This window comes from Leucobacter sp. NPDC058333 (assembly GCF_042726155.1).
Classification (GTDB): Bacteria; Actinomycetota; Actinomycetes; order Actinomycetales; family Microbacteriaceae; genus Leucobacter.
In genome coordinates this window covers 684238-703929 of record NZ_JBHXHV010000001.1, presented here as the reverse complement: position 1 = coordinate 703929, position 19692 = coordinate 684238, and the positions used below count along the sequence as shown (strand labels likewise).

The window sequence follows — 19692 nt, the reverse complement described above, 5'->3', positions numbered from 1 at the left end:
CCGGCCCGGTTGCCCAGCATCCACCTGCACAGACAGGACAGAACCCAGCGACGCAGCCCGCCCATTTATCAAAGGCGCTCATTCTGGCCGAAACTGCGCCTGCTGGACGCTTCACTTCTTCAATTACGATCTCGTTCTCATTACGCCCCAAGAGGAATGCCACCATGGGTTGAGTATCTGCACTGATCTCAGCCTGTCGCCGGTCCCACACACGCACCCGCAACAGACCAGCCTCCCCGCCACAGATGGCGGCAACGCTAACCTAAACACTCACCGAACACACTATTCGGCTAATTTCCGCTCCTCAAACGAGGGTGCTCATCAGATATTCCAACGTCATATTCGTACCAACCTTTGAGATCACCCTGCAGAAAAGGCAACAACGGTGTCTCGTGCGAAATTGATTCGCCGAAACCTACCGCAATGAAGTTTGGTACTTCGCGTTCGCCCTCGGCAAGCCCCTGGTTGAGCGCCGCAAGAAGCTGCATCACATCAGACTCTCTAGACACCACGTTCGCCTCAGCCCACTCAACGACAGCAGATGCAAAAAGGTACGTGTTGAGGTCTCCATCTTCGTCTTCCAGATTCTTTTTGAGAATCGGGGGAAGCGCAGGAAACTTCACCGCGAGGTTCCTACAAAAAGCTTTATTTGCTTCGTGGGTTGCATCAAAATCATCCATCTAGCGCGTCCTTATCGACAACGGGTTTATCCGAGTAATCAACTGAAAACATACGTTAAACAGAACGACACTTGAGCAAAGTCGGCAATTTTCCTCATTTCGGACTTTTCCTGCGCGGAAAAATCCGGCTCCTTCCAAGAATCGTGGAGCCTTGTTTAGAAAATGATTTACATTCTGAGCACCTGATAGGTAAACTGTTTCCTACAACCTGTCTCGCTGCGCGCGGGCGGGGTTCGTGACCAGAGTTGCTCACAAGGAGATGTCAGTATGAAACGTCAGATGCGTACCCGCACCGTGCAGGGATTGCTCGGTATTGCCGCCGTGGGCGCACTCGCCCTCACGGCGTGTTCGGGAGGCGGCGGCGACGCCGGAGGCTCGGGAAGCGGCGGCGGCGGCCCGCTCGTCGTGGGCGTCACCACCGATATTGACACGCTCGTGCCGTGGACCGCTACCCAGTTCCAGTCGGTGAACGTGCTGCAGAATCTTTACGGCACCCTCACTGAACTCGATGACGATCTCACGGTCGTGCCGGGACTCGCAGAGAGCTGGGAGACCAGCGACGACGGCCTCACCGTCACCTTCAAGCTGCGGCCCGACGTCACATTCGCCGACGGATCAGAGTTCGACTCTGCTGACGTAATCGCATCGTATGAGGCGATTCAAGACGAGTCGACGGCCGCGGTCTCCGCCGCAAACCTCTCCTCGGTCACGAAGATGACAGCACCAGACCCGACCACTGTTGAGATGACTCTCAGCGCTCCCGACGCGGCGCTCGTCTCAAAGCTCGCCGTCATCACCATGGCGATCCTGCCCTCCGATGTAGATCTCGCGGCCATCGAGAAGACTCCCAACGGAACCGGCGCGTTCACGCTCGAATCGCGCACACCGAACGAATCGCTCACCCTCGCCGCAAACGAGAAGTACTGGGATGGCGCTCCGAAGGTCGACGAGGTGGAGTTCCGCGTGATCCCCGACTCGTCAGCCATCGTGTCGGCGCTGCAGGCTGGCAACGTACAGATGGCCGTGTTCGATGACAAGCTCGTCGCCGACACCATCGGCGGCTCGGTCAAGGTCGAAGAGACCCCGCAGCTGAGCTACCACGCGCTCCAGTTGAACGCGAACAAGGCACCGCTCGACAACGTCGACGTGCGCCTCGCGATCGCGTGCGCCATCGACCGCCAAGAGGTGCTCGACTCCGCCGCGCTCGGCGCGGGTGAGGTCACCGGGCCGATCACCTCGCCGGCGTTCCGCTCCGACCCCGACGCTCGGCCGTGCCCGACCGTCGACCTCGACCAGGCAAAGAAGCACCTCGCCGATGCAGGGAAGGCCGACGGCCTCACCCTGAACGCGATCGTGATGCAAGACGGGTACTCCACCGCCGTCGCCGAGGCCGAGAACCTGCAGGCGCAGCTCAAGAAGGTCGGCATCACGCTGAACATCGAGCCGCTCGAATCCGGCGCCTACGTCGACCGCTGGGTCGCGGGCGACTTCGAACTCGCCGTCGCGCTCAACGGCGGCCAGCCCGATCCCGACACGATGTACGGTCGCTACTTCACGAGCACGGGCAACCTGAATGCGGTCGCGGGGTACAGCTCGGACTCGCTCGATGCACTCTTCGCGAAGGGCCGCTCAGAGCTCGACGAGAAGGCACGCGTCAAGATTTACAACGATGTCGCGGCCGAACTCGAAGACAACGCCGCGTGGGTGTGGCTCTTCACCGGCTACAGCTACACGGCCCTCGCGGATGGCGTGAGCGGGTTCACTCCGCTCGCCAACGGTTCCCTCGAGAACCTCCGCAACGTCACCGTCAAGTAGTTCCGCTCATCGGCTGCCCGGTCTGATCGGCCGGGCAGCCGTCATGGAAGGAGACGGCCCTGTCCCGTTCACTCACCTCGACGATCGCCCGGCGCATCGGCGGCGCGCTGCTCACCCTGCTCGGGGTGGCCATCGCTGTCTTCCTGATGCTGCGGGCGATCCCCGGGGATCAGATCACCGCCAGCTACGGCACCGAAGCCGCCGCGCTGACCGCTGACCAGCGCGCCGCGCTCGAGGCTTACTACGGCCTCGACCAGCCGCTGATCCTGCAATTTTTCACGTGGATCGGCCAGCTGCTCACCGGCAATCTCGGTTTCTCGGCGAGGGCGCAGCAGAGCGTGCTCGAGATGACGGCGCTCGCGTTGCCGGTCACCATCGAACTCGCACTGCTGGCAATCACCGTTGCCCTGCTCATCGGTGTTCCGCTCGGCGTGCTCGCCGCCTCACGGCAAGACGCGGTGCGCGACTGGTTCGGCCAGGCGATCGCACTCGCGGGGCTCGGCGTTCCCGCGTTTCTGCTCGGTGTCACGCTGCTCGCAATCTCGGCGCAGCAGTGGGGCTTCAACCCGAACGGCCTCGGCTACGCCCGGTTGTGGGAGAACCCGGGGCTCAATCTGCAGCAGATGGCGCTCCCCGCGATCGTGCTCGGCTTCGGCATCGCCGCACCGATCATGCGCACGACCCGCACCGCGGTGCTCGAGATTCGATCGCTCGATTTCGTGCGCACCGCTCGCGCCAAGGGCGTACCCCCGCGGCGGCTGCAGTGGCGGCACGTTCTGCGCAACGCACTCGTTCCGATCGTGACCATGACCGGCATGCAGTTCGGCTACCTGCTCGGAGGCGCCGTCGTCGTCGAACAGATCTTCTCGCTTCCGGGCATCGGCCGACAGGTGCTGCTCGGCATCAATCAGAAAGAGTACGCAGTCGTGCAGAGCACGGTTCTTGTCATCGCCCTTCTCTTTGTCATCGTGAACTTGCTCACAGACCTGCTCTACCGCCGCATCGACCCGAGGGTGCGTGCATCATGACCCGTACACAAGCCATCGGCACCGCTAAGGTGTCGCCCCGCCGCGGCGGCGTTCGAGCACTCCTGCGCAGCCCCAGCGGCCTCGTCGGCACCGTCATAGTGACCGTGCTCGGCATCGTCGCGCTCGCGTCAGCGTTCGGGCTGCTGCCCTTTGACCCGGCGGCGCAAGACGCGACCGCTCGGCTGCAGCCGCCTTCAAGCACCCACCTGCTCGGCACCGATCAGTTCGGACGTGACATCTTCTCGCGGGCGGCCTCGGGCGTCGCTAACTCGGCGCTCGTCGCGCTCGTCGCAGTGCTGTTCGCGGCGGTCGTCGGCACCATTGGTGGCGTCGTCTCTGGCTATCTCGGCGGCGTCGGCGACACCCTGATCGGCGGCATCACGAACGTGCTCTTCGCGTTCCCGCCGCTGCTGCTGGCGCTGACGCTCGCGGCGGTGTTCGATCGTACGTGGTTCACCGTCGCGGTGGCCATCGCGGTCGTGTACACACCCATCTTCGTGCGCGTTGCCCGCGGGCCGGTGCTGTCGCTTCGGGAGTCGGAGTACGTGAGCGCGGCGCGCGCCACCGGCATGCGCCCGGTCGGCATCATGGTGCAGCACATCCTGCCCAACCTCACGAGCATCCTCATCGTACAGATCACGCTGTCGCTGTCGTGGGGCGTGCTGACCGAGGCTTCACTGAGCTTCCTCGGGTTTGGCACCCCTCCTCCAGCGGCATCGCTCGGGTCGATGGTGTTCGACGCGCAGACGCTCGTCACCGTCGCGCCGTGGACCATGCTCGCTCCCGGCGCGGTACTCATCTTCCTCATCATCGGACTGAATCTGCTGGGCGACGGCCTGCGTGACGCCCTCGACCCCCACCGGAAGGCGCGGTGACCCCCATGCATCCCAATCTCGAAAATCTCACGACAGAATCTGGCGACCCGCGCCACGCGCACATCGACCTGCTCGGTGTCGCGGAACTCGCGACGCTCATGAACGAGGCCGACCAGAGCGTTCCGCTGGCCGTGCACGCCGCGCTCGACGACATCGTGCGGGGCATCACCCTCGTGAGCGAGCGCATGGAGCGCGGCGGGCGGCTGTTCTACGTCGGCACGGGCACGCCGGGTCGCATCGGCGTACTCGACGCCTCGGAGATACCGCCGACGTTCTCCGTCGAGGGTCGCGTCGTCGGCATCATGGCGGGTGGTCGCGACGCGATCTTCAACGCGGTCGAAGGCATTGAAGACGATGCCGCGGCGGGCGCGCGCGCAGTCGACGAGGCCGGGATCGGTCCGCTCGACTCTGTTGTCGGAGTGGCCGCGAGCGGGCGCACCCCGTTCGTGATCGCCGCTGTGCGCCGTGCGCGCGAGTTGGGGGCCCTCGGCGTCGGCTTCTCATGCAATCAGGACACCGAACTGAGCGCCGCTGCAGACCACGCGATCGAGGTCGTCGTCGGCCCAGAGGTCGTCAGCGGATCGACCCGATTGAAAGCAGGCACGGCGCAGAAGCTCGTACTCAACATGTTCTCGACGATCTCGATGGTGCGGCTCGGGCGCACATACGGTGACCTCATGATCGAGGTAAACGCCTCGAACGAGAAGCTGCGTGAGCGCGCGGTGCGCATGGTGATGCGCATCTCGGGCGCCCCTCGCGACGACGCGCAGCGCGCACTCGAGGCCACCGACTACGCCGTACCCGTCGCATCGCTCATGCTGCTGCGCGGGCTTTCTGCCGACGCGGCTCGCACACAGCTCGATGCCGCAGACGGGCGGCTCCGCACGGCACTGGAACACTCGGAGGAGACACCATGAAGGTACTCGGACTCATTTCTGGCACGTCGCACGACGGCATCGACGCCGCGGTCGTGAACTTCTCCCCCGACGGCGAGGGCCTCTCGATCGAGGTGCTCGGCGAGGGCACGAGCGCGTATGCGCCCGAGCTGCGCGCGCGACTCATCGCGGCGCTGCCGCCCGCCGACACCACCTTCGCCGAGGTCACGCGACTGGACACCGAAATCGGTCAGGCGTTCGCCGAGGCCGCGGTGGGGGCCATCTCCGAGACCGGGGCCGTCGACCTCGTCGTCTCGCACGGGCAGACCGTGTACCACTGGGTCGAGGATCGCACGGTGCACGGCACCCTGCAGATCGGCCAACCCGCGTGGATCGCGGAGCGCACCGGCTCACCAGTGCTCGCCGACCTGCGCATTCGCGACATCACAGCGAACGGGCAGGGCGCTCCGCTCGCATCCACGCTCGACGCGCTGCTGCTCGCCGGGCGGCCCGGTCGCACGGGCGCGCTGAACCTCGGCGGTATCTCGAACGCGACGATCGTCGACGCCGTCGAAGACGCGCGCGCCTGGGACATCGGTCCGGCTGGCGCGCTCACCGATTCCGTCGTGTTGCAGCGCGGCCTGCACCCGAGCGGGTACGACGAGGGTGGCGCGATTGCGGCGCGCGGGCACGTGCACGACGGGCTGCTGCGGCAGCTCCTCGCCGAGCCGTACTACCGGCTCGCGCCACCGAAAACGACCGGCAAGGAGCTCTACCACTCCGACTACGTTGCCGAGCACCTCGCCTCAGGTGGCTTCGATATCTCAGACGACGACCTCGTCGCCACGCTCACCGAGCTGACCGTGCTGACCGTGGCCGACGCCCTGCGCGATGCCGGGTTGCGCGAGCTGTTTGTCTCGGGCGGCGGTGCCCACAACGGCACCGTTATGGCGGGGCTGCGGCGAGAACTCCCCGGCACCGACGTGCTCGACTTCGGTGCACTCGGCATCAGCCCAGACGGAAAAGAAGCCGTACTGATGGCGCTCATCGGCTGGCTGGGGTGGCACGGCGTCGCCGCGAGCGTGCCATCGGCAACGGGAGCAACTGCGGCGCGGGTGCTCGGATCATTCACACCCGGATCAGGGCCGTTGCAGCTGCCCGAGCCGCGCACGCGGCCCGCGTTCGTGCGAGTTGCGGGTCACGCGTGATCAGCCCGTCTCAGTTCGCAGCGGCGGTGGACGCTGCTGCCGCCGAAGTTGTGGCGGCGGCCGACGGGCCACCGGCCGCTATCCTCGCGATCGCCGAGGGCGAGCACTCACACGCGACCGCTTTCGGTGCCGCGGAGCTCGGTGCCGCGGAGCTCGGTGCCGAGCCCGCCACCGCGGCGCACGTGCACGACCTCGCCTCCGTCAGCAAGCTTCTGACCGTGCTCGCACTCCACGTGCTCTTCGCGCGCGGCGAGTTGCACCCGACTGACTCCCTGGGAAGCCTGCTCGGGCGATCGGCCGCGACCCACGGCGACGCTACTCTCGACGACACGCTTCGTCACCGCGGGGGCTTCGCACCCTGGCTTCCGCTCTACCTGCTGCCAGACACGGCCGACCCGCTCGCAACCTCGCTCGCCGTACCTGCGGCGAACGCTCCGGGTACGGCTCACCGTTACTCCGATCTCGGCATGCAGGCACTCGGCGGCGTCATCGCGCGCGCGACCTCGTTGCCGTTCGCGGACGCCGTGCGCGAACTTGTGCTCGATCCGCTCTCGGTGTCGTCAATCACAGCGGGCGGTGCACCCGCCGGGCGGGCGGTCCTCGCGGGCCAGACGGGCGATGATATCGAGCGCGAGATGGTCCGCTCGGATGTGCCTTACCGGGTCGATGTCGCGGATTCGGGTTTTGCTTGGCGCACGTCGGTGCTGCAAGGCGAGATCGGCGACGGTAATGCCCACCACGTATTCGGCGGGGCCGCTGGGCACGCCGGGTGGTTCGGCGATGTCGCTGGTCTGCTGCGCCTTGCCGACGGACTCGCGCACCCCGAATGCCTCGGTCTGACCGATGATTCACGCGCTGCGCTCTGGCACGAACTTGACCCCGGCCAGGGCAGCGGCGTGCGCATTTTCACAGCCGATTGGAACGGCCGCGCCCGCCGCTTCATCGGACACGGCGGGTTCACCGGCGGCTGCGTGGCCGCCTCGACCGCGGTCGACGGTGAGCCCGCGCTGCGCGTCGCGATCCTCACCAACCGCCTGCACCGCGTGCCGGCCACCCGCGTGCGATCACGACCAACCGCCGAGGCGCTCTGGCAGCGCGCGATGCGCACCGCAGATCACACGCTCCACCCAGTAGAGAACGGAATCCACCCGTGACCGAGCCACTCCTGTCCGTCACCGACCTCCGCGTCTCATTCGAGACGCCGAACGGCCCGTTTGAGGCTGTCTCGGGGGTGAGTTTCGACGTCGCTCCCGGCGAGACGGTCGCTATCGTGGGCGAGTCGGGATCGGGCAAATCGACGATCGCGGCGAGCATCAACCGATTGCTCGCGAGCAACGGGCGCATCAGCTCCGGTTCGATCCGGTTCGGTGGCCGCGAACTCACCGGCCTGCCCGAGCGCGAAATGATCTCGCTGCGCGGTGCGGGTATCGGCCTGGTGCCCCAGGACCCGATGTCAAACCTGAATCCGGTGCACACCATCGGCGCCCAGGTGCTCGAAGCGCTCGAGGTGCACGGCCGGGGCAGAGGTGACGCAGCGAAGCGCCGCGTCATCGAGCTGCTCGAACTCGTCGGCATTCCCGACGCGGAGCAGCGCGCGCAGCAGTTTCCGCACGAGTTCTCCGGCGGCATGCGCCAGCGCGCACTGATCGCGATCGGTCTCGCCTGTGAGCCGCAACTGCTTATCGCCGACGAGCCGACGAGCGCCCTCGACGTCACGGTGCAGCGCCGCGTGCTCGACACGATGGACGAGCTGACGTCGCGGATTGGCACTGCCGTCGTGCTCATCACGCACGATCTCGCGCTCGCAGCCGAGCGCGCTGACCGCGCGCTCGTGATGTATCGCGGCGAGCTCGTCGAGGTCGGTGAGGCGCGCGAGCTGCTTGAACGGCCACAGCACGAGTACACCAAGCGGCTCGTGCAGGCTGCGCCGAGTCTCGCGACCACGCCGCTGATCGATCGCACCGCGCTGCGCGACGCCCGCGATGCATCCGCACCGGGCACGGGCCAAGCGTCGGCGTCGGTTCCCGCTCCGGAGCCCCTCGTCACCGTCTCGGGAGTCGGCCGCAAGTACCGCAGGCGCGGTGCGCGCGGCGATGACTTCTGGGCGGCCCGCGACGTGTCATTCGCAATCCCCGCGGGCCGAACGGTCTCGATCGTCGGCGAATCAGGGTCGGGGAAATCCACGACAGCCAAGATTCTGCTCGGCCTTGAAACGGCGTCGGAGGGCAGCATCCAAATCGGCGGCCGAGAGCTCTCATCGCTGCGCGGCGGCGACTTGCTGGCCGTGCGTCGCCGCGTGCAACCGGTGTTCCAGAACCCGTTCGCGTCGCTGGATCCGCGTTTCACCATAGAGCGCTCGGTATCCGAGCCGCTTCGCGTGCACCGCATCGGCGATCGGGCGAGCCGCGCGGAGCGCGTGCGCGAGCTGCTTGAGCTCGTTGCGCTCCCGGCCACGGCCGCCGAGCGCCTGCCGCACGAGCTGTCGGGCGGGCAACGGCAGCGCGTTGCCATCGCGCGCGCCATCGCGCTCGAACCGGAGCTCGTGGTGCTCGACGAGGCGGTCTCGGCGCTCGACGTGCTCGTGCAATCGCAGATTCTCGATCTACTGGTAGACCTGCAGCAGCGCCTCGGACTCAGTTACCTCTTCATCAGTCACGATCTCGCGGTCGTGAACATGCTGTCGCACGAGGTGCACGTCATGCAGGGCGGGCGCATCGTCGAGTCGGGCGTCCCGGAGCAGATCTTCTCGCACCCCCAGCACCCCTACACTCGGGAGCTCATCGCCGCGATTCCCGGCGCTGCGCTGTGACCCGTCGCGCTCGCCTCGGCCGCGGCGGCCACACGAACCACACGGGCGGCATTCCGGCTGATATTCGGGGGTGCGTCTCCGATCCGGCGCGGCTGCGCGAGCGGCCCATCGACCGCGCCGCATACGCGAGCGATGCCTCTCACTACCTCTTCACCCCGCGAGGGGCCGTGATCGCCGAGTCAGCGCGCGAGGTCGCGGCGATCCTTGCCGCGGCGAGCCGCAGTGGCGAACCGGTGACCTTCCGCTCCGGGGGCACGAGCCTCTCGGGGCAGGCATCCGGCGCCGGAGTGATCGTCGACGTTCGGCAGCGGTTTCGCGGCGTCGAAGTGCTCGACGATGGCCAGCGCGTGCGTGTGGAACCGGGCGCGACCGTCCGGCAAGTGAACGTGCGGCTCGCGAAGCACGGCACCCGGCTCGGCCCCGATCCGGCGAGCGAAATCGCCTGCACCGTTGGCGGTGTGATCGCGAACAATTCAAGCGGCATGGCCTGCGGCACCGACGAGAACAGCTATCGCACCCTCGAATCCCTCGTGGTCGTGCTCCCGAGCGGCACCGTAGTCGACACGGCCAGAGACGGCGCCGATGCCCACCTCCGCGAGGCTGAACCCGAGCTCTTCGCTGGCCTCGAATGGCTGCGCGACCGCGTGCGCAGCAACCCGACCTCGGTCGCCGCGATCCAGCGCATGTTCGCGCTGAAGAACACGATGGGCTACGGCGTCAACGCGTTTCTCGACTTTGACTCGCCCACCGAGATCTTGGCGCACCTGATCGTCGGGTCAGAGGGCACACTCGCGTTCATCGCCGAGGCCACCTTTCGCACTGTGCCCGTGCAGCGGCAAGCCGCGACCGCGCTCGTCGTGCTCCCCACCCTCGACGCGGCCGTCGCAGCGCTGCCGTCGATCACCGCCTCTGGAGCCGCCGCCATCGAGCTCATGGACGCGACGTCGCTCGCCGTCGGGCAACGCTTGGACCGGCCGCCCGCCGAAATCGTCGGGTTCGAGCCAACCACCCAGGCCGCGCTGCTCATCGAGTACCGCGCCGATGACGACGACGCACTCGCCGAGGCAAGCACCGCGGGCGCACGGGTTCTCGAAGATCTCCCGCTGCACGCGCCAGCGGCGTTCTCGACCGATGCTGGCGCCCGCGCCCGCGCTTGGGCGTTTCGCAAGGGGCTCTACGCCTCGGTAGCTGGGGCCCGGCCGAGCGGCACGACCGCACTGCTCGAAGACATCGTGGTGCCGCCGGCCGAGCTCGCCGGAACCTGCACCGAACTGCAGTCGCTGTTCACCCAGCACGACTACCGCGACGCGGTGATCTTTGGCCACGCGAAAGACGGCAATCTGCACTTCATGGTCACCGATCGCTTCGAGGGTTCCGCCGCCCTGACGCGCCACGTCGCCTTCACCGAATCGCTCGTCGACCTCGTGCTCGGCGCCGGCGGCAACCTCAAAGCCGAGCACGGCACCGGGCGCGCGATGGCACCGTTTGTGTCCCGCCAATACGGCGATGAACTCTACGACGTGATGGTCACGCTGAAGCGGCTGTGCGATCCGCGCGGCATCATGAACCCGGGCGTGCTGATCAGCGATGACCCGAAGATCCATCTGCGCGGCATCACTGAGACACCGACGATCGAGCCAGAGGCCGACCGCTGCGTCGAGTGCGGGTACTGCGAGCCGGTCTGCCCGAGCCGGGATCTCACGCTGACCCCGCGACAGCGCATTGCCGTGCGACGCGCAAGCGAACGGGCGCAGCTCGCGGGTGACAGCGAACTCGTTTCGGCCCTCGCGGCCGATTACGACTACGACGGCGTGCAGACCTGCGCTGTCGACGGCATGTGCGCCACCGCGTGCCCCGTCGGCATCAACACGGGTGACCTCGTGAAGCGACTGCGACGCGAGGCGAGCTCGAAGACCGAAGACGCGCTGTGGTCGACGCTCGCTACACAGTGGGGCGTCGCGACTCGCGGCGGGGCCCGCGCGTTGACGGCCGCGCGGGCGCTCCCCACACCACTGGTGCGGGGAGCGACGCAGCTCGGGCGCGCGGTACTGGGCGCCGACACGGTGCCGCGGTACGATGCGGGGCTGCCTGGCGGCGGGCCCGCCCGGTCACGCGTTGCCGGGGTGCACGGTACAGAGCCAGTCGCCGCGATCTTCGTTCCCGCGTGCGTCGGCAGCATGTTTGGCCCGGAAGACGGCGGCATGCCAGCGGGCGAGGCGTTGCTCGCGCTCGCCGTTCGCGCGGGCGTCGGCATTCACGTACCCGACGACGTCGAAAACCTGTGCTGCGGCACGCCCTGGTCGTCGAAGGGGCGCTCGCACGGCCTCGACACGATGCGACGGCGCGCGGCCGGCGTCGCCGAAGCCGCGCGCGCAGCATCAGTGCCCGTCATTGTCGATGCTTCGAGCTGTACCGAGGGGTTCGCGTCGCTGCTGGAACCGCTCGGGGTCGACGTTATTGACGCCGTCGCCTTCACCGCGCAAACGCTGCTGCCGCGGCTCACTGTGGCACCGCGCACGGACAGCCTCGTGATCCACCCCACCTGCTCGTCCGAGCAGCTGGGCACCACGTCCGCCCTACTGGAGGTCGCCCGCGCGGTCGCGAGCGAGGTGCGCGTGCCCGAGACCTGGGGGTGCTGCGGCTTCGCCGGAGACCGCGGCATGCTGCACCCAGAACTCACCGCGGCGGCAACGGCGGCCGAGGCCGCCGAGGTGCGCGCGATCAACGCGACGGCACACGCCTCGTGCAACCGCACCTGCGAGATCGGCATGACGCGGGCGACCGGGAAGTCGTACCGGCACGTGCTCGAGCTGCTGGAGGAGGCGACCCGGCCGTGACCCGCCGCAGGCCACTCGACGGCGTAATCACGCCGACCCGCCGCGCTGTGGCAAACTGGGCGCAGCCGTTCCTGTGCGACGGCAACGGAGAAGGAGACGGAACACGATGACCGCACCCGCTCCTGCGAATGTCCATCTCAAGATGCGCGCGGCGCTGCCGGGCTTGCCGCCCGCCGAGCAGCGCATCGCACGGTTCTGCATTGACGACCCCGCCGCGGCGACACTGCCGATCACGCAGCTCGCCGCGCAGTGCGAAACCTCGACCACGTCGATCGTGCGGTTCTATCGCCGCCTGGGTTACGAGCACTTCATCGACTTCCGACTCGACCTCACCGCCGAGACGGTGCGCGAGCGCGCCGCGATCGCCGATTTTCCGCAGGTGACCGGCGATATCGACCGCGACGACGACCTCTCCGACATCGTGTCGAAGGTTGTCGTGAACGAGACCCTGTCGATCTCAGACACCTCGGCCACCCTCGATATCGATGCGCTCGGTCGAGCGGTGGCGCTTGTCACCGAGGCCCGCGAGGTGAGCACCTTCGGTATTGGCGCATCTTCGATCGTCGGCCTCGATCTTCAGCAGAAGTTGACGCGCATCGGCCGTACCGCCCTCAGCTGGCGCGACCCGCACGCGGCGTGGACCTCGGCGGTGACGTTGCGCAACGACAGCGTGGCCATCGCGATCTCGCACTCGGGGCGCACCCCGGAGGTCGTGCGCTACCTCACGCTCGCCCGCGAGGCTGGCGCCGCCACGATCGCGGTGACGAATTTCGCGGATTCTCCACTGGCCGAATTCGCCGATGTCTCGCTCATTACGGCCGCCCGCGAGACCCCGTTTCGCTCGGGCGCACTCGGCAGCCGCATCGCCCAGCTGATGGTCGTCGACTGCCTGTTCATCGGCGTCACGCAGGCGAGTTACGAGCGCTCAATGGCCGCGATCCATCGCACGTACGAGGCGCTGCACCCCGAGTCTGGGGCGCAGCAGGCGGGCTGACTGCAGGGTGAGTGCACGGTCTAGCACGGCCTAGCGCGGCCTAGCACGCGTAACGGCCCGACCCCGAGCACTCGTTGGAACGAGGTTGGGATCGGGCCGCGGTTCGCGGTTCGCGCTAGCCCGCGCGCTGCAGACTGCGGGTCGCCTCGAACTCGGACCGCACCAGCCCAGCGGCGGTCGCCGCATCGCGGCACAGTACTGCGGCGCCAGCCGCGTAGCAGGCCGCGGCAGCTGCGTCGTCACTGACGATCGCCCACGCCACGCACTCGGCAGCCACGGCGGCGGTCACCCCGATCGCCGTGTCCTCAACGACGAGTGCGCGGCCGGGGGCCACACCGAGCCCCTCGCGCGCCCGCCGGTACGCCTCGGGGTTCGGCTTTCCGGCCGCACAGTCCTCGCTCGTCACGACCACCTCGAAGCGGTCGACGAGGTCGCCCAGCAACGCCTCAGCGACGTGGCGGGGCGCGCTCGTAGCCACCGCGAGCGGGAAGTCGCTCGCGCCTATCAGCTCCCGCATCGCCGGAAACACCGTATCGAGGTCGCCTCGCAACCGGAGAAAGTCGCCGTGCAGCTCCTCCACGACCCGATCGATCTCTCCCGAGCTGAGTCGATGCGCCAGGAGTTCAGTGAGCACGTCCTGGGCGCGTCGGCCGCTCGACCGCGACCGCTGGGCGCGCACCTCTGGCCAGGGCGCGCGCTCGACGAACTCTGTCCACACCCGGCGGTGCAGCGACGGCGTATCGACGATGACCCCGTCCATGTCGAGAATCAGCGCGTCGAAGGCGGGCAGCGCACGATCCGTCGCCCGGGTTTCGGTCAACTCCCGACCGCCGCTGAACCGGCCAGGTGCTGGTACACCCGGGTGTAGTCGTCGCCGGGTCGATCAACCGAGGCCTCCCTGAAGAGCTGCTCGAGACCGGCGAGCACGGGAAGCTCACGCTCGAGGCCGCCCGCGAGGGAGTGCAGCAGCCGCACATCCTTCGCCGCGAGTCGCAGCGCGAAACCGGTGGCCGGTGGCTCGCCCACCATCGTCGAGCCGATGTCTGCCAACCCGACACCTCGGCCCCCCGTCGCGCTCAACGCCTCCAGAAACACCGCGGTGTCAGCGCCCGTCGCGTCGAGCACAGTCAGCGCCTCGGCCATCGCCGCAACCTGGGCCGTGAACAGCTCGTTCGCCGCGAGCTTCGCCGCGTGGCCCGCACCGCGTTCTCCGAGCGGAAACTGCAACCGAGAGATCGCCGCGAGCAGCGCGTCAAGCTCCGCGACCTCTTCGGCCTGCGCACCGATCAGCAGAATCAACGACCCCGTGCGAGCGAGCGGCGGGTTGCCGAGCACGCCAGCGTCCACGTAACGCGTTCCCGCGGCGAGCGCGCGTCCAGCGAGGTCTCGGCTCACGGACGGGTCGCTCGAGGTCAGGTCGACGATCCCCGCGAGCCGGGATTTCTCGTCGCTTGACGCCAGCAGTTGTTCAACGACGGTCTCGGCTTCGACGGGACCGGGCAGCGAGAGAAGCGCCCAGTCCGCCCGCGATCGCACATCTGCGAGCTGCACTTCTTCTGCGCCGAGCGCCACCGCGGCGGCGACCAGTGATTCGTCGAGGTCTGACACGAGCACCGTCTCGCCGCGTTCCCGCAGGTGCGCGACGAGGGGCCCACCCATCGCGCCGAGACCGATGACTGCGATTGTTCCGGCGCTCATACCCAGGCCCCCGCACGATCCATGTCAACGATTTCTTCGGCGATCGCGTCGAGCGCCCCGGTCCAGACGTCTTCGTCGATGACGAGCGGCGGCATCAACAGGAGTGTTGACGTGTAGGCCGACGGCTCCGCGAAGATGCCGCGTCGCAGCAGCCGCGAGGTCAACTCTTCCATCGGCGGTCGCGCGAACGGGTCGCCCGCCGCGTCCGTAAATTCAATGCCGAGTTCGAGCCCGAAGCCGCGCACGTCGGCGACGGCGGGTACGGCGTCAATGAGCGGGCGCAGCCGGTCGATCGCAAGGGTGCCGAGCTGCGCTGCCCGCGCCGGCAATTGCTCTGACTCCATGACGTCGAGCGAGGCGAGCGCCGCGGCGCACGCGAGAGGCACCCAGCCGAACGTCGACGAGAACCCCGGCCCCGAAACGGCGGCCGAGAGTTCGTCGCGCATAAGCGCCCCCGCCATCGGCACTGCCCCCGAGGTGAGCGCCTTCGCGACGACCACGATGTCGGGGTCGAGGTCCCAGTGCTGGAAGCCGAAGTCGTGGCCCGTGCGGCCGAAGCCGGTTCCGACCTCGTCGATGATGACGAGCGCGCCGACCTCGCGCGCGGTCTGCTGCACGGCGCGATAGAACTCGGGGTCACCGGCAATGACGCCGGGGTTCGTGAAAATCGGTTCAAGCAGGATCGCCGCCGGTGCTGGCTGCTCGCGGAGCGTGGCTCTCACGAGTTCCGCGTAGTCACGGCCGTTCGCACGAAGTCGATCCGGGATCGGTGCGTGACGGTGGAACTCGGTCGAGGGCACGTCAACACCCTGCAGCTGCGGCACACCTCCTGCGTGCATCGACCCGAGCGTGCCGCCGTGGTACGCCTCGGTGAATCCCACCACTGCCTGGCGACCCGTCGCGCGCCTCGCCACCTTCAACGCCGCCTCGACAGCCTCGCTTCCGGTTGCCCCGCAGAGCGCGCGATAACCTCCGCCGAGCATGTCGCTCAGTCGCTCTGCGACCCGGGAGCGGCCGTCGTGCGTGCACCACGGCGGCGAAAACGGCATCTGCGCGGCCTGCTTGAGCAGTGCTTCCGTGACCTTCGGATGGTTCCAGCCGGTGTTAGCGACGTTCCAGCCAGAGGTGAGGTCGAGCAGGCGGCGACCGTCGGCGTCGATCAGCGTCGCCCCCTCACCTCCGGCGACGGCAACGGGAATGCGCTCGGTCGGGCGCGCGACGAAGGCGCGGTCACGATCGGCCAGAAGGCGGGCGGTGCCATCGGTTTCGAGGAGTTCATCGATCACAGTGGGCATGATGGGTCCTTTCGATTGGGGTTACAGCGGCCGGAACGGTGACGCTCCGGAGATCAGGGAAGAGGCGTATCGCGAGGCTCAGCAGCAGCATTCCCGCGAGCGCGAGCACGAGCAGTGCGAGCGGCGCAGCGCGGCCGCCGAAGGCGCTATCGATCGCGCCGATGCCGACGCCCGACACCACGGCGGCCGCACACTTCGTGAGCGACGCGGCCGTCGCTTGCGCGAGCCCGGCCGCGCGGTTGGGGGCAAACGAGCGCACCATCGCAGGTTGCGTTGAGCTCCACACGACGACGGCGAGCGTGTACGGCAGGAGGGCGACAGTGCGCAGCCAGTCGGGCGTGGGCATCACGAACGGGAGCCAAGAAGCTGCGAGGAGCAACAGGAGCACCGCGTAGAGCACGGTGATGCGCCGGCCGGCGATCAGTGGCGCGATGAGCGCGAACACGGGAACTTCGATCACGGCAAGCAAGAGCAGTGTGAGCAGCGGCACTCCGGGGGCAATGCCGCCGAGCGCATCGAGCGCGGTGCTGGAGTACAGCAGATAGCCGTACGCTGCCACGGGCACCGGCAGCCCGACGAGCAGCAGCAGGAGCACCGGTGGCGAAAGCGCACCGCGATGCACCGTCGGCGCATCGACCGCGACGGCGACGACCGGCTCGCGATACCCGAGGAGCGCGAGTGCGAGGCAACAGAGCGCTGCCGCCGCAAACACCCAGGCACCGAGACCCGCCCACACGAGCAGCGACGCGAGCGCCAACCCGACAGCCCACCCGAGTGATCCGTAGCCGCGCAGTCGCGGCAGCGCGTGCGTCAGGCCGCGACGCTGGATGCGCGCGGAGACCATCGCGTCGAGTGCGCCACTGCCGATGCCGAAGATAATGAGCGCGGGGATCACGGCCCCCGGCTCGAATCCCGCGAGAGCTGCGCAGCAGAGCGCAATCGCGGCCGCTGCCGAAACCACCGCGGCGGTTGCGAGCCCCCGCGCCCCGACTCGGTCGTCGAGCGCGCCCCACGCGGGTGCCGTCACGACCCCGGCGATGGTCATCGCGGCGAGCGCGCCGCCGACGAGTTGGGGTGGCCAGCCTGCTTCGAGGGCGAACGCGCTCGTTGGGGGAAGCGCGAGGGCCGTCGCGGCGAACACGACCACCAGACGCCCACGGAAGCGCAGCAGACCGGTCATCAGAACACCGGAACTCCGGTGTAGCCTCGCTCGGGATCCACGGGAGTGAGTGCGAGTCCGCGTTCGTCGGTGAGGTATTCATAGCCGATGGGTTGGAAGGCGCGACCGGGGTCGACCTCCTGGTACCGGCGCATCCGCGCAAGCCGATCCTCTGCGCGCAGCATCTTCAGGTGGTACAGCTCGATATCCGTGCGAAGAAACGCATCCGAGCCGATGTACTGCGCCGGAAACCACTCGCCGTGCCACTGCGCGGGGTCGAAGGTGTGTTCCGCACCCAGGTTTCGGAACGCTGCTATTTTTCGTTTCTGGCCCCACACCCCGTCGCTCCGGTACGTGTCCGCCGAGTCCCAGATTTCGCGGAGCGGCTGATCGATGCCGACTGCGCCGGCGCGATCAGCCGCAGCGACCAGCTCGGGCCACGCGCGCCACAACTCGGCGGCGGGCCGCTCGTCGGCGTCAAACGCGACGAACCAGTCGACGTCGAGTTCCTGGCCCGCACGAACGAGACGCTCGCGATTCGCCGGCTCGTCCCAACCCGTCTTTGTCGCCGGGTCGACGCGGAGGAGCCGCGTCACCAGCGGGTTCGATTCGAGCAGTTCAACAGAGCCATCGGTGCTGCCGTCGTCGAGCACTACGCACGCTCCGACGTGCTGGCCGACGGCCTCAAACCAGCCAGGCAGATACCGCGCGTCATTGAACACCGGCAGCAGGGCTGCGACGCGGGCGAGCGGGTGCGTCACTCCGCGTCCCGGTTGAGCGAGGTTCGCTGAGCGTCGACCGCCTCAACGGCGACCAGTCTCGTGCCCACGGCAGTCTCGATGCGATGTGCTTCTCCGGCGGCGATGCACACCACCTCACCCGCGCCGGCCCGCACCGGACCATCGTCGGTGTGCACGGTGCAGGCTCCCGACAGCACGATGAGCATCTCATCGCTGTCTTGTGAGTGCCAGCCGCCCGAGAGTTCGCCCCCACCCGAGTGCACCACGGTGCCCCCGTTCAGAGTGGTGAGGTGGACGTTCGCCCAGGCGGGCGGCGCCGTGGGTGCGGCGCCAGTGAGACCCTCGTCAATGTTGTGCAGCGATGCCATCATGATCCCTTCGGTTGGTTAATGCGGTCGTCGTCGGTGACGTGGCGCGCGCGGGCCGCTCCCCCGCCCGCGAGTACGAGCAATCCCACGGTGATCGTGAGGATCGCCGTAAGCGCGAGCACAATGGGCGCGGTCGGGTCGTCAGAAATAAGCAGTGCGATGCCCGGGATCAGCGACCCGCCGAGCGCGCCGCACGCAACAAGCACCCCGGTCGCTCGTCGCGCGCTCGCGACCGGCACGCGGGCGAGCCCGATGCCCAGAATCAGCGAGTAGCACGGCCCGAGCGCAGCAACGGCGACGGCGAGGGCCGCGATTGAAATTGCCGGGGACGTCGCGATGGTCGCCGCTGACACGGCCAGTGCCGCGGCTGCGGTCGTTGCCGAGATCATCAGATACACCCGGTTCGAGACCCCGCGACCGAGCACGTACGCCGCGAAGTACCGTCCGGTCGCGAGCAGGGCCCAGAATACGGCCGTGCCGATGGCCGCCTGCTCAGCGTTCACGGCAAGCACCTGCACCGGAATAGCCGCCGACCAGCCCGCGTAGACGGTCTCGACGCCGACATAGAGCAACAGCGCCACGGCAATCGGAGCGAGGGCCACGGCCGTCCGTCGGTCCAGCAGTCGCGCGGCGATTGGCCGCTCTGCGCTCGCGCTGATCCTGCCCCCGCGCGGTTCGCGGCGCCGCGCCGCATCGAGTGTCCACCACACGGCAAGCGCGGCGTGCAGCACCGCTACCGCCACGTAGACGGCGCGGGGGTGCGCGCCGAGCGCTGTCAGGCCGATCGCGAGCGGAACAACCGCTGCGGCGACGGCCACTGTACCCGTGAGTGCCGAGAGGAGCCGCGCCGTGTGCTCCCCGGCGAGCTCGCGCGCCAGCACGCTGCCACCGGCCTCGACGATGCCGAACCCGAGCCCGACGACGCCAGCCGCACCGATGAAGAAGTCAGCGCTCGGAGCGAGGGCGAGCGCACCGAATCCGAGGGCCTGCGCTGCCGCGCCGACCGCGGTGAGGGCGTGCGTCGACACTCGCCCGGCGAGCGCAGAGTTGAGCAGCACTCCAACGAGCAACCCGAAAAAGAGCGCTGGCACCGCGGCGAGGTAGGGCTGCAGCGGCGCGCCCTGCGCCTGCGCGAAGGCCGGAAGCGTTGCTGGCACCGCCGCGGCCGTGATGCCCATGCCCGCGAACGCAACGAAGAGCGCCGGGAGGCGTGTCGGCCGAACGAGGGTGTCCACAGTCGTGAGTCTCCATTTCGCGGAGCGTCACCGATGACGCTACGGAAATAGAATACGAGACTCGAACCTCAGATGT

The 19692-nt window shown here is 68.1% G+C and carries 17 protein-coding genes; 9 read left to right on the top strand and 8 right to left on the bottom strand.

The genetic code is table 11. The features are described 5' to 3' along the window. Nucleotides 1–290: 290 nt before the first annotated feature. Nucleotides 291–680 (bottom strand): hypothetical protein, encoded by a 390-nt coding sequence (locus ACFWHR_RS03185; protein ID WP_382446820.1) that lies wholly within the window; start codon nt 678–680, stop codon nt 291–293. A 267-nt stretch (nt 681–947) separates the two neighbouring features. Here ACFWHR_RS03185 and ACFWHR_RS03180 point away from each other — a divergent pair, with 267 nt between their 5' ends. The 9 genes from ACFWHR_RS03180 (at nt 948) to ACFWHR_RS03140 (ending at nt 13121) form a co-directional block, all read left to right on the top strand. Further along, nucleotides 948–2495 (top strand): ABC transporter substrate-binding protein, encoded by a 1548-nt coding sequence (locus ACFWHR_RS03180; protein WP_382446819.1) that lies wholly within the window; start codon nt 948–950, stop codon nt 2493–2495. A 59-nt stretch (nt 2496–2554) separates the two neighbouring features. Beyond that, complete coding sequence (locus tag ACFWHR_RS03175; RefSeq protein WP_382447749.1) at nt 2555–3523, top strand: ABC transporter permease; 969 nt, start codon at nt 2555–2557, stop codon at nt 3521–3523. Next, nucleotides 3520–4398 (top strand): ABC transporter permease, encoded by an 879-nt coding sequence (locus ACFWHR_RS03170; RefSeq protein WP_382446818.1) that lies wholly within the window; start codon nt 3520–3522, stop codon nt 4396–4398. The genes ACFWHR_RS03175 and ACFWHR_RS03170 overlap by 4 nt, the downstream gene beginning before the upstream one ends. Before the next feature lie 5 nt (nt 4399–4403). Next, entirely contained in the window at nt 4404–5315 is a 912-nt protein-coding gene (gene murQ, locus ACFWHR_RS03165; protein WP_382446817.1) for an N-acetylmuramic acid 6-phosphate etherase, read from the top strand. Continuing rightward, a complete protein-coding gene (locus ACFWHR_RS03160; RefSeq protein WP_382446816.1) occupies nt 5312–6481 on the top strand; it encodes an anhydro-N-acetylmuramic acid kinase in 1170 nt (389 codons plus the stop codon). The genes murQ and ACFWHR_RS03160 overlap by 4 nt, the downstream gene beginning before the upstream one ends. Further along, nucleotides 6478–7635, top strand: coding sequence for a serine hydrolase domain-containing protein (locus tag ACFWHR_RS03155; protein ID WP_382446815.1), 1158 nt, complete (start codon nt 6478–6480; stop codon nt 7633–7635). The genes ACFWHR_RS03160 and ACFWHR_RS03155 overlap by 4 nt, the downstream gene beginning before the upstream one ends. Then, entirely contained in the window at nt 7632–9290 is a 1659-nt protein-coding gene (locus ACFWHR_RS03150) for an ABC transporter ATP-binding protein (RefSeq protein WP_382446814.1), read from the top strand. The genes ACFWHR_RS03155 and ACFWHR_RS03150 overlap by 4 nt, the downstream gene beginning before the upstream one ends. Further along, entirely contained in the window at nt 9287–12127 is a 2841-nt protein-coding gene (locus ACFWHR_RS03145) for an FAD-binding and (Fe-S)-binding domain-containing protein (RefSeq protein WP_382446813.1), read from the top strand. Before ACFWHR_RS03150 ends, ACFWHR_RS03145 begins: the two co-directional genes overlap by 4 nt. A 106-nt stretch (nt 12128–12233) precedes the next feature. Beyond that, nucleotides 12234–13121 carry a MurR/RpiR family transcriptional regulator gene (locus tag ACFWHR_RS03140; RefSeq protein ID WP_382446812.1) on the top strand — a complete coding sequence of 296 codons (888 nt, stop codon included), beginning with the start codon at nt 12234–12236 and terminating at the stop codon, nt 13119–13121. Between the two features lie 115 nt (nt 13122–13236). Here the strand turns inward: ACFWHR_RS03140 and ACFWHR_RS03135 are convergent, their stop codons facing one another. From ACFWHR_RS03135 to ACFWHR_RS03105, 7 genes are read right to left on the bottom strand one after another with little or no spacing between them, the layout of a single operon-like run. Continuing rightward, entirely contained in the window at nt 13237–13941 is a 705-nt protein-coding gene (locus ACFWHR_RS03135) for an HAD family hydrolase (RefSeq protein ID WP_382446811.1), read from the bottom strand. Then, nucleotides 13938–14819 (bottom strand): NAD(P)-dependent oxidoreductase, encoded by an 882-nt coding sequence (locus ACFWHR_RS03130; RefSeq protein ID WP_382446810.1) that lies wholly within the window; start codon nt 14817–14819, stop codon nt 13938–13940. The genes ACFWHR_RS03135 and ACFWHR_RS03130 overlap by 4 nt, the downstream gene beginning before the upstream one ends. Continuing rightward, entirely contained in the window at nt 14816–16114 is a 1299-nt protein-coding gene (locus tag ACFWHR_RS03125) for an aspartate aminotransferase family protein (protein ID WP_382446809.1), read from the bottom strand. The genes ACFWHR_RS03130 and ACFWHR_RS03125 overlap by 4 nt, the downstream gene beginning before the upstream one ends. Beyond that, on the bottom strand, nt 16095–17294 hold the full coding sequence (locus ACFWHR_RS03120; RefSeq protein ID WP_382446808.1) for an MFS transporter: 1200 nt from the start codon (nt 17292–17294) through the stop codon (nt 16095–16097). Before ACFWHR_RS03120 ends, ACFWHR_RS03125 begins: the two co-directional genes overlap by 20 nt. Further along, nucleotides 17294–18034, bottom strand: coding sequence for a glycosyltransferase family A protein (locus tag ACFWHR_RS03115; protein ID WP_382446807.1), 741 nt, complete (start codon nt 18032–18034; stop codon nt 17294–17296). Before ACFWHR_RS03115 ends, ACFWHR_RS03120 begins: the two co-directional genes overlap by 1 nt. Continuing rightward, the gene (locus ACFWHR_RS03110; RefSeq protein ID WP_382446806.1) at nt 18031–18384 is read right to left on the bottom strand and encodes a cupin domain-containing protein; all 354 of its coding nucleotides are present in this window, start codon (nt 18382–18384) and stop codon (nt 18031–18033) included. Before ACFWHR_RS03110 ends, ACFWHR_RS03115 begins: the two co-directional genes overlap by 4 nt. Continuing rightward, on the bottom strand, nt 18381–19616 hold the full coding sequence (locus ACFWHR_RS03105; protein WP_382446805.1) for an MFS transporter: 1236 nt from the start codon (nt 19614–19616) through the stop codon (nt 18381–18383). The genes ACFWHR_RS03110 and ACFWHR_RS03105 overlap by 4 nt, the downstream gene beginning before the upstream one ends. Nucleotides 19617–19692 lie beyond the last annotated feature (76 nt).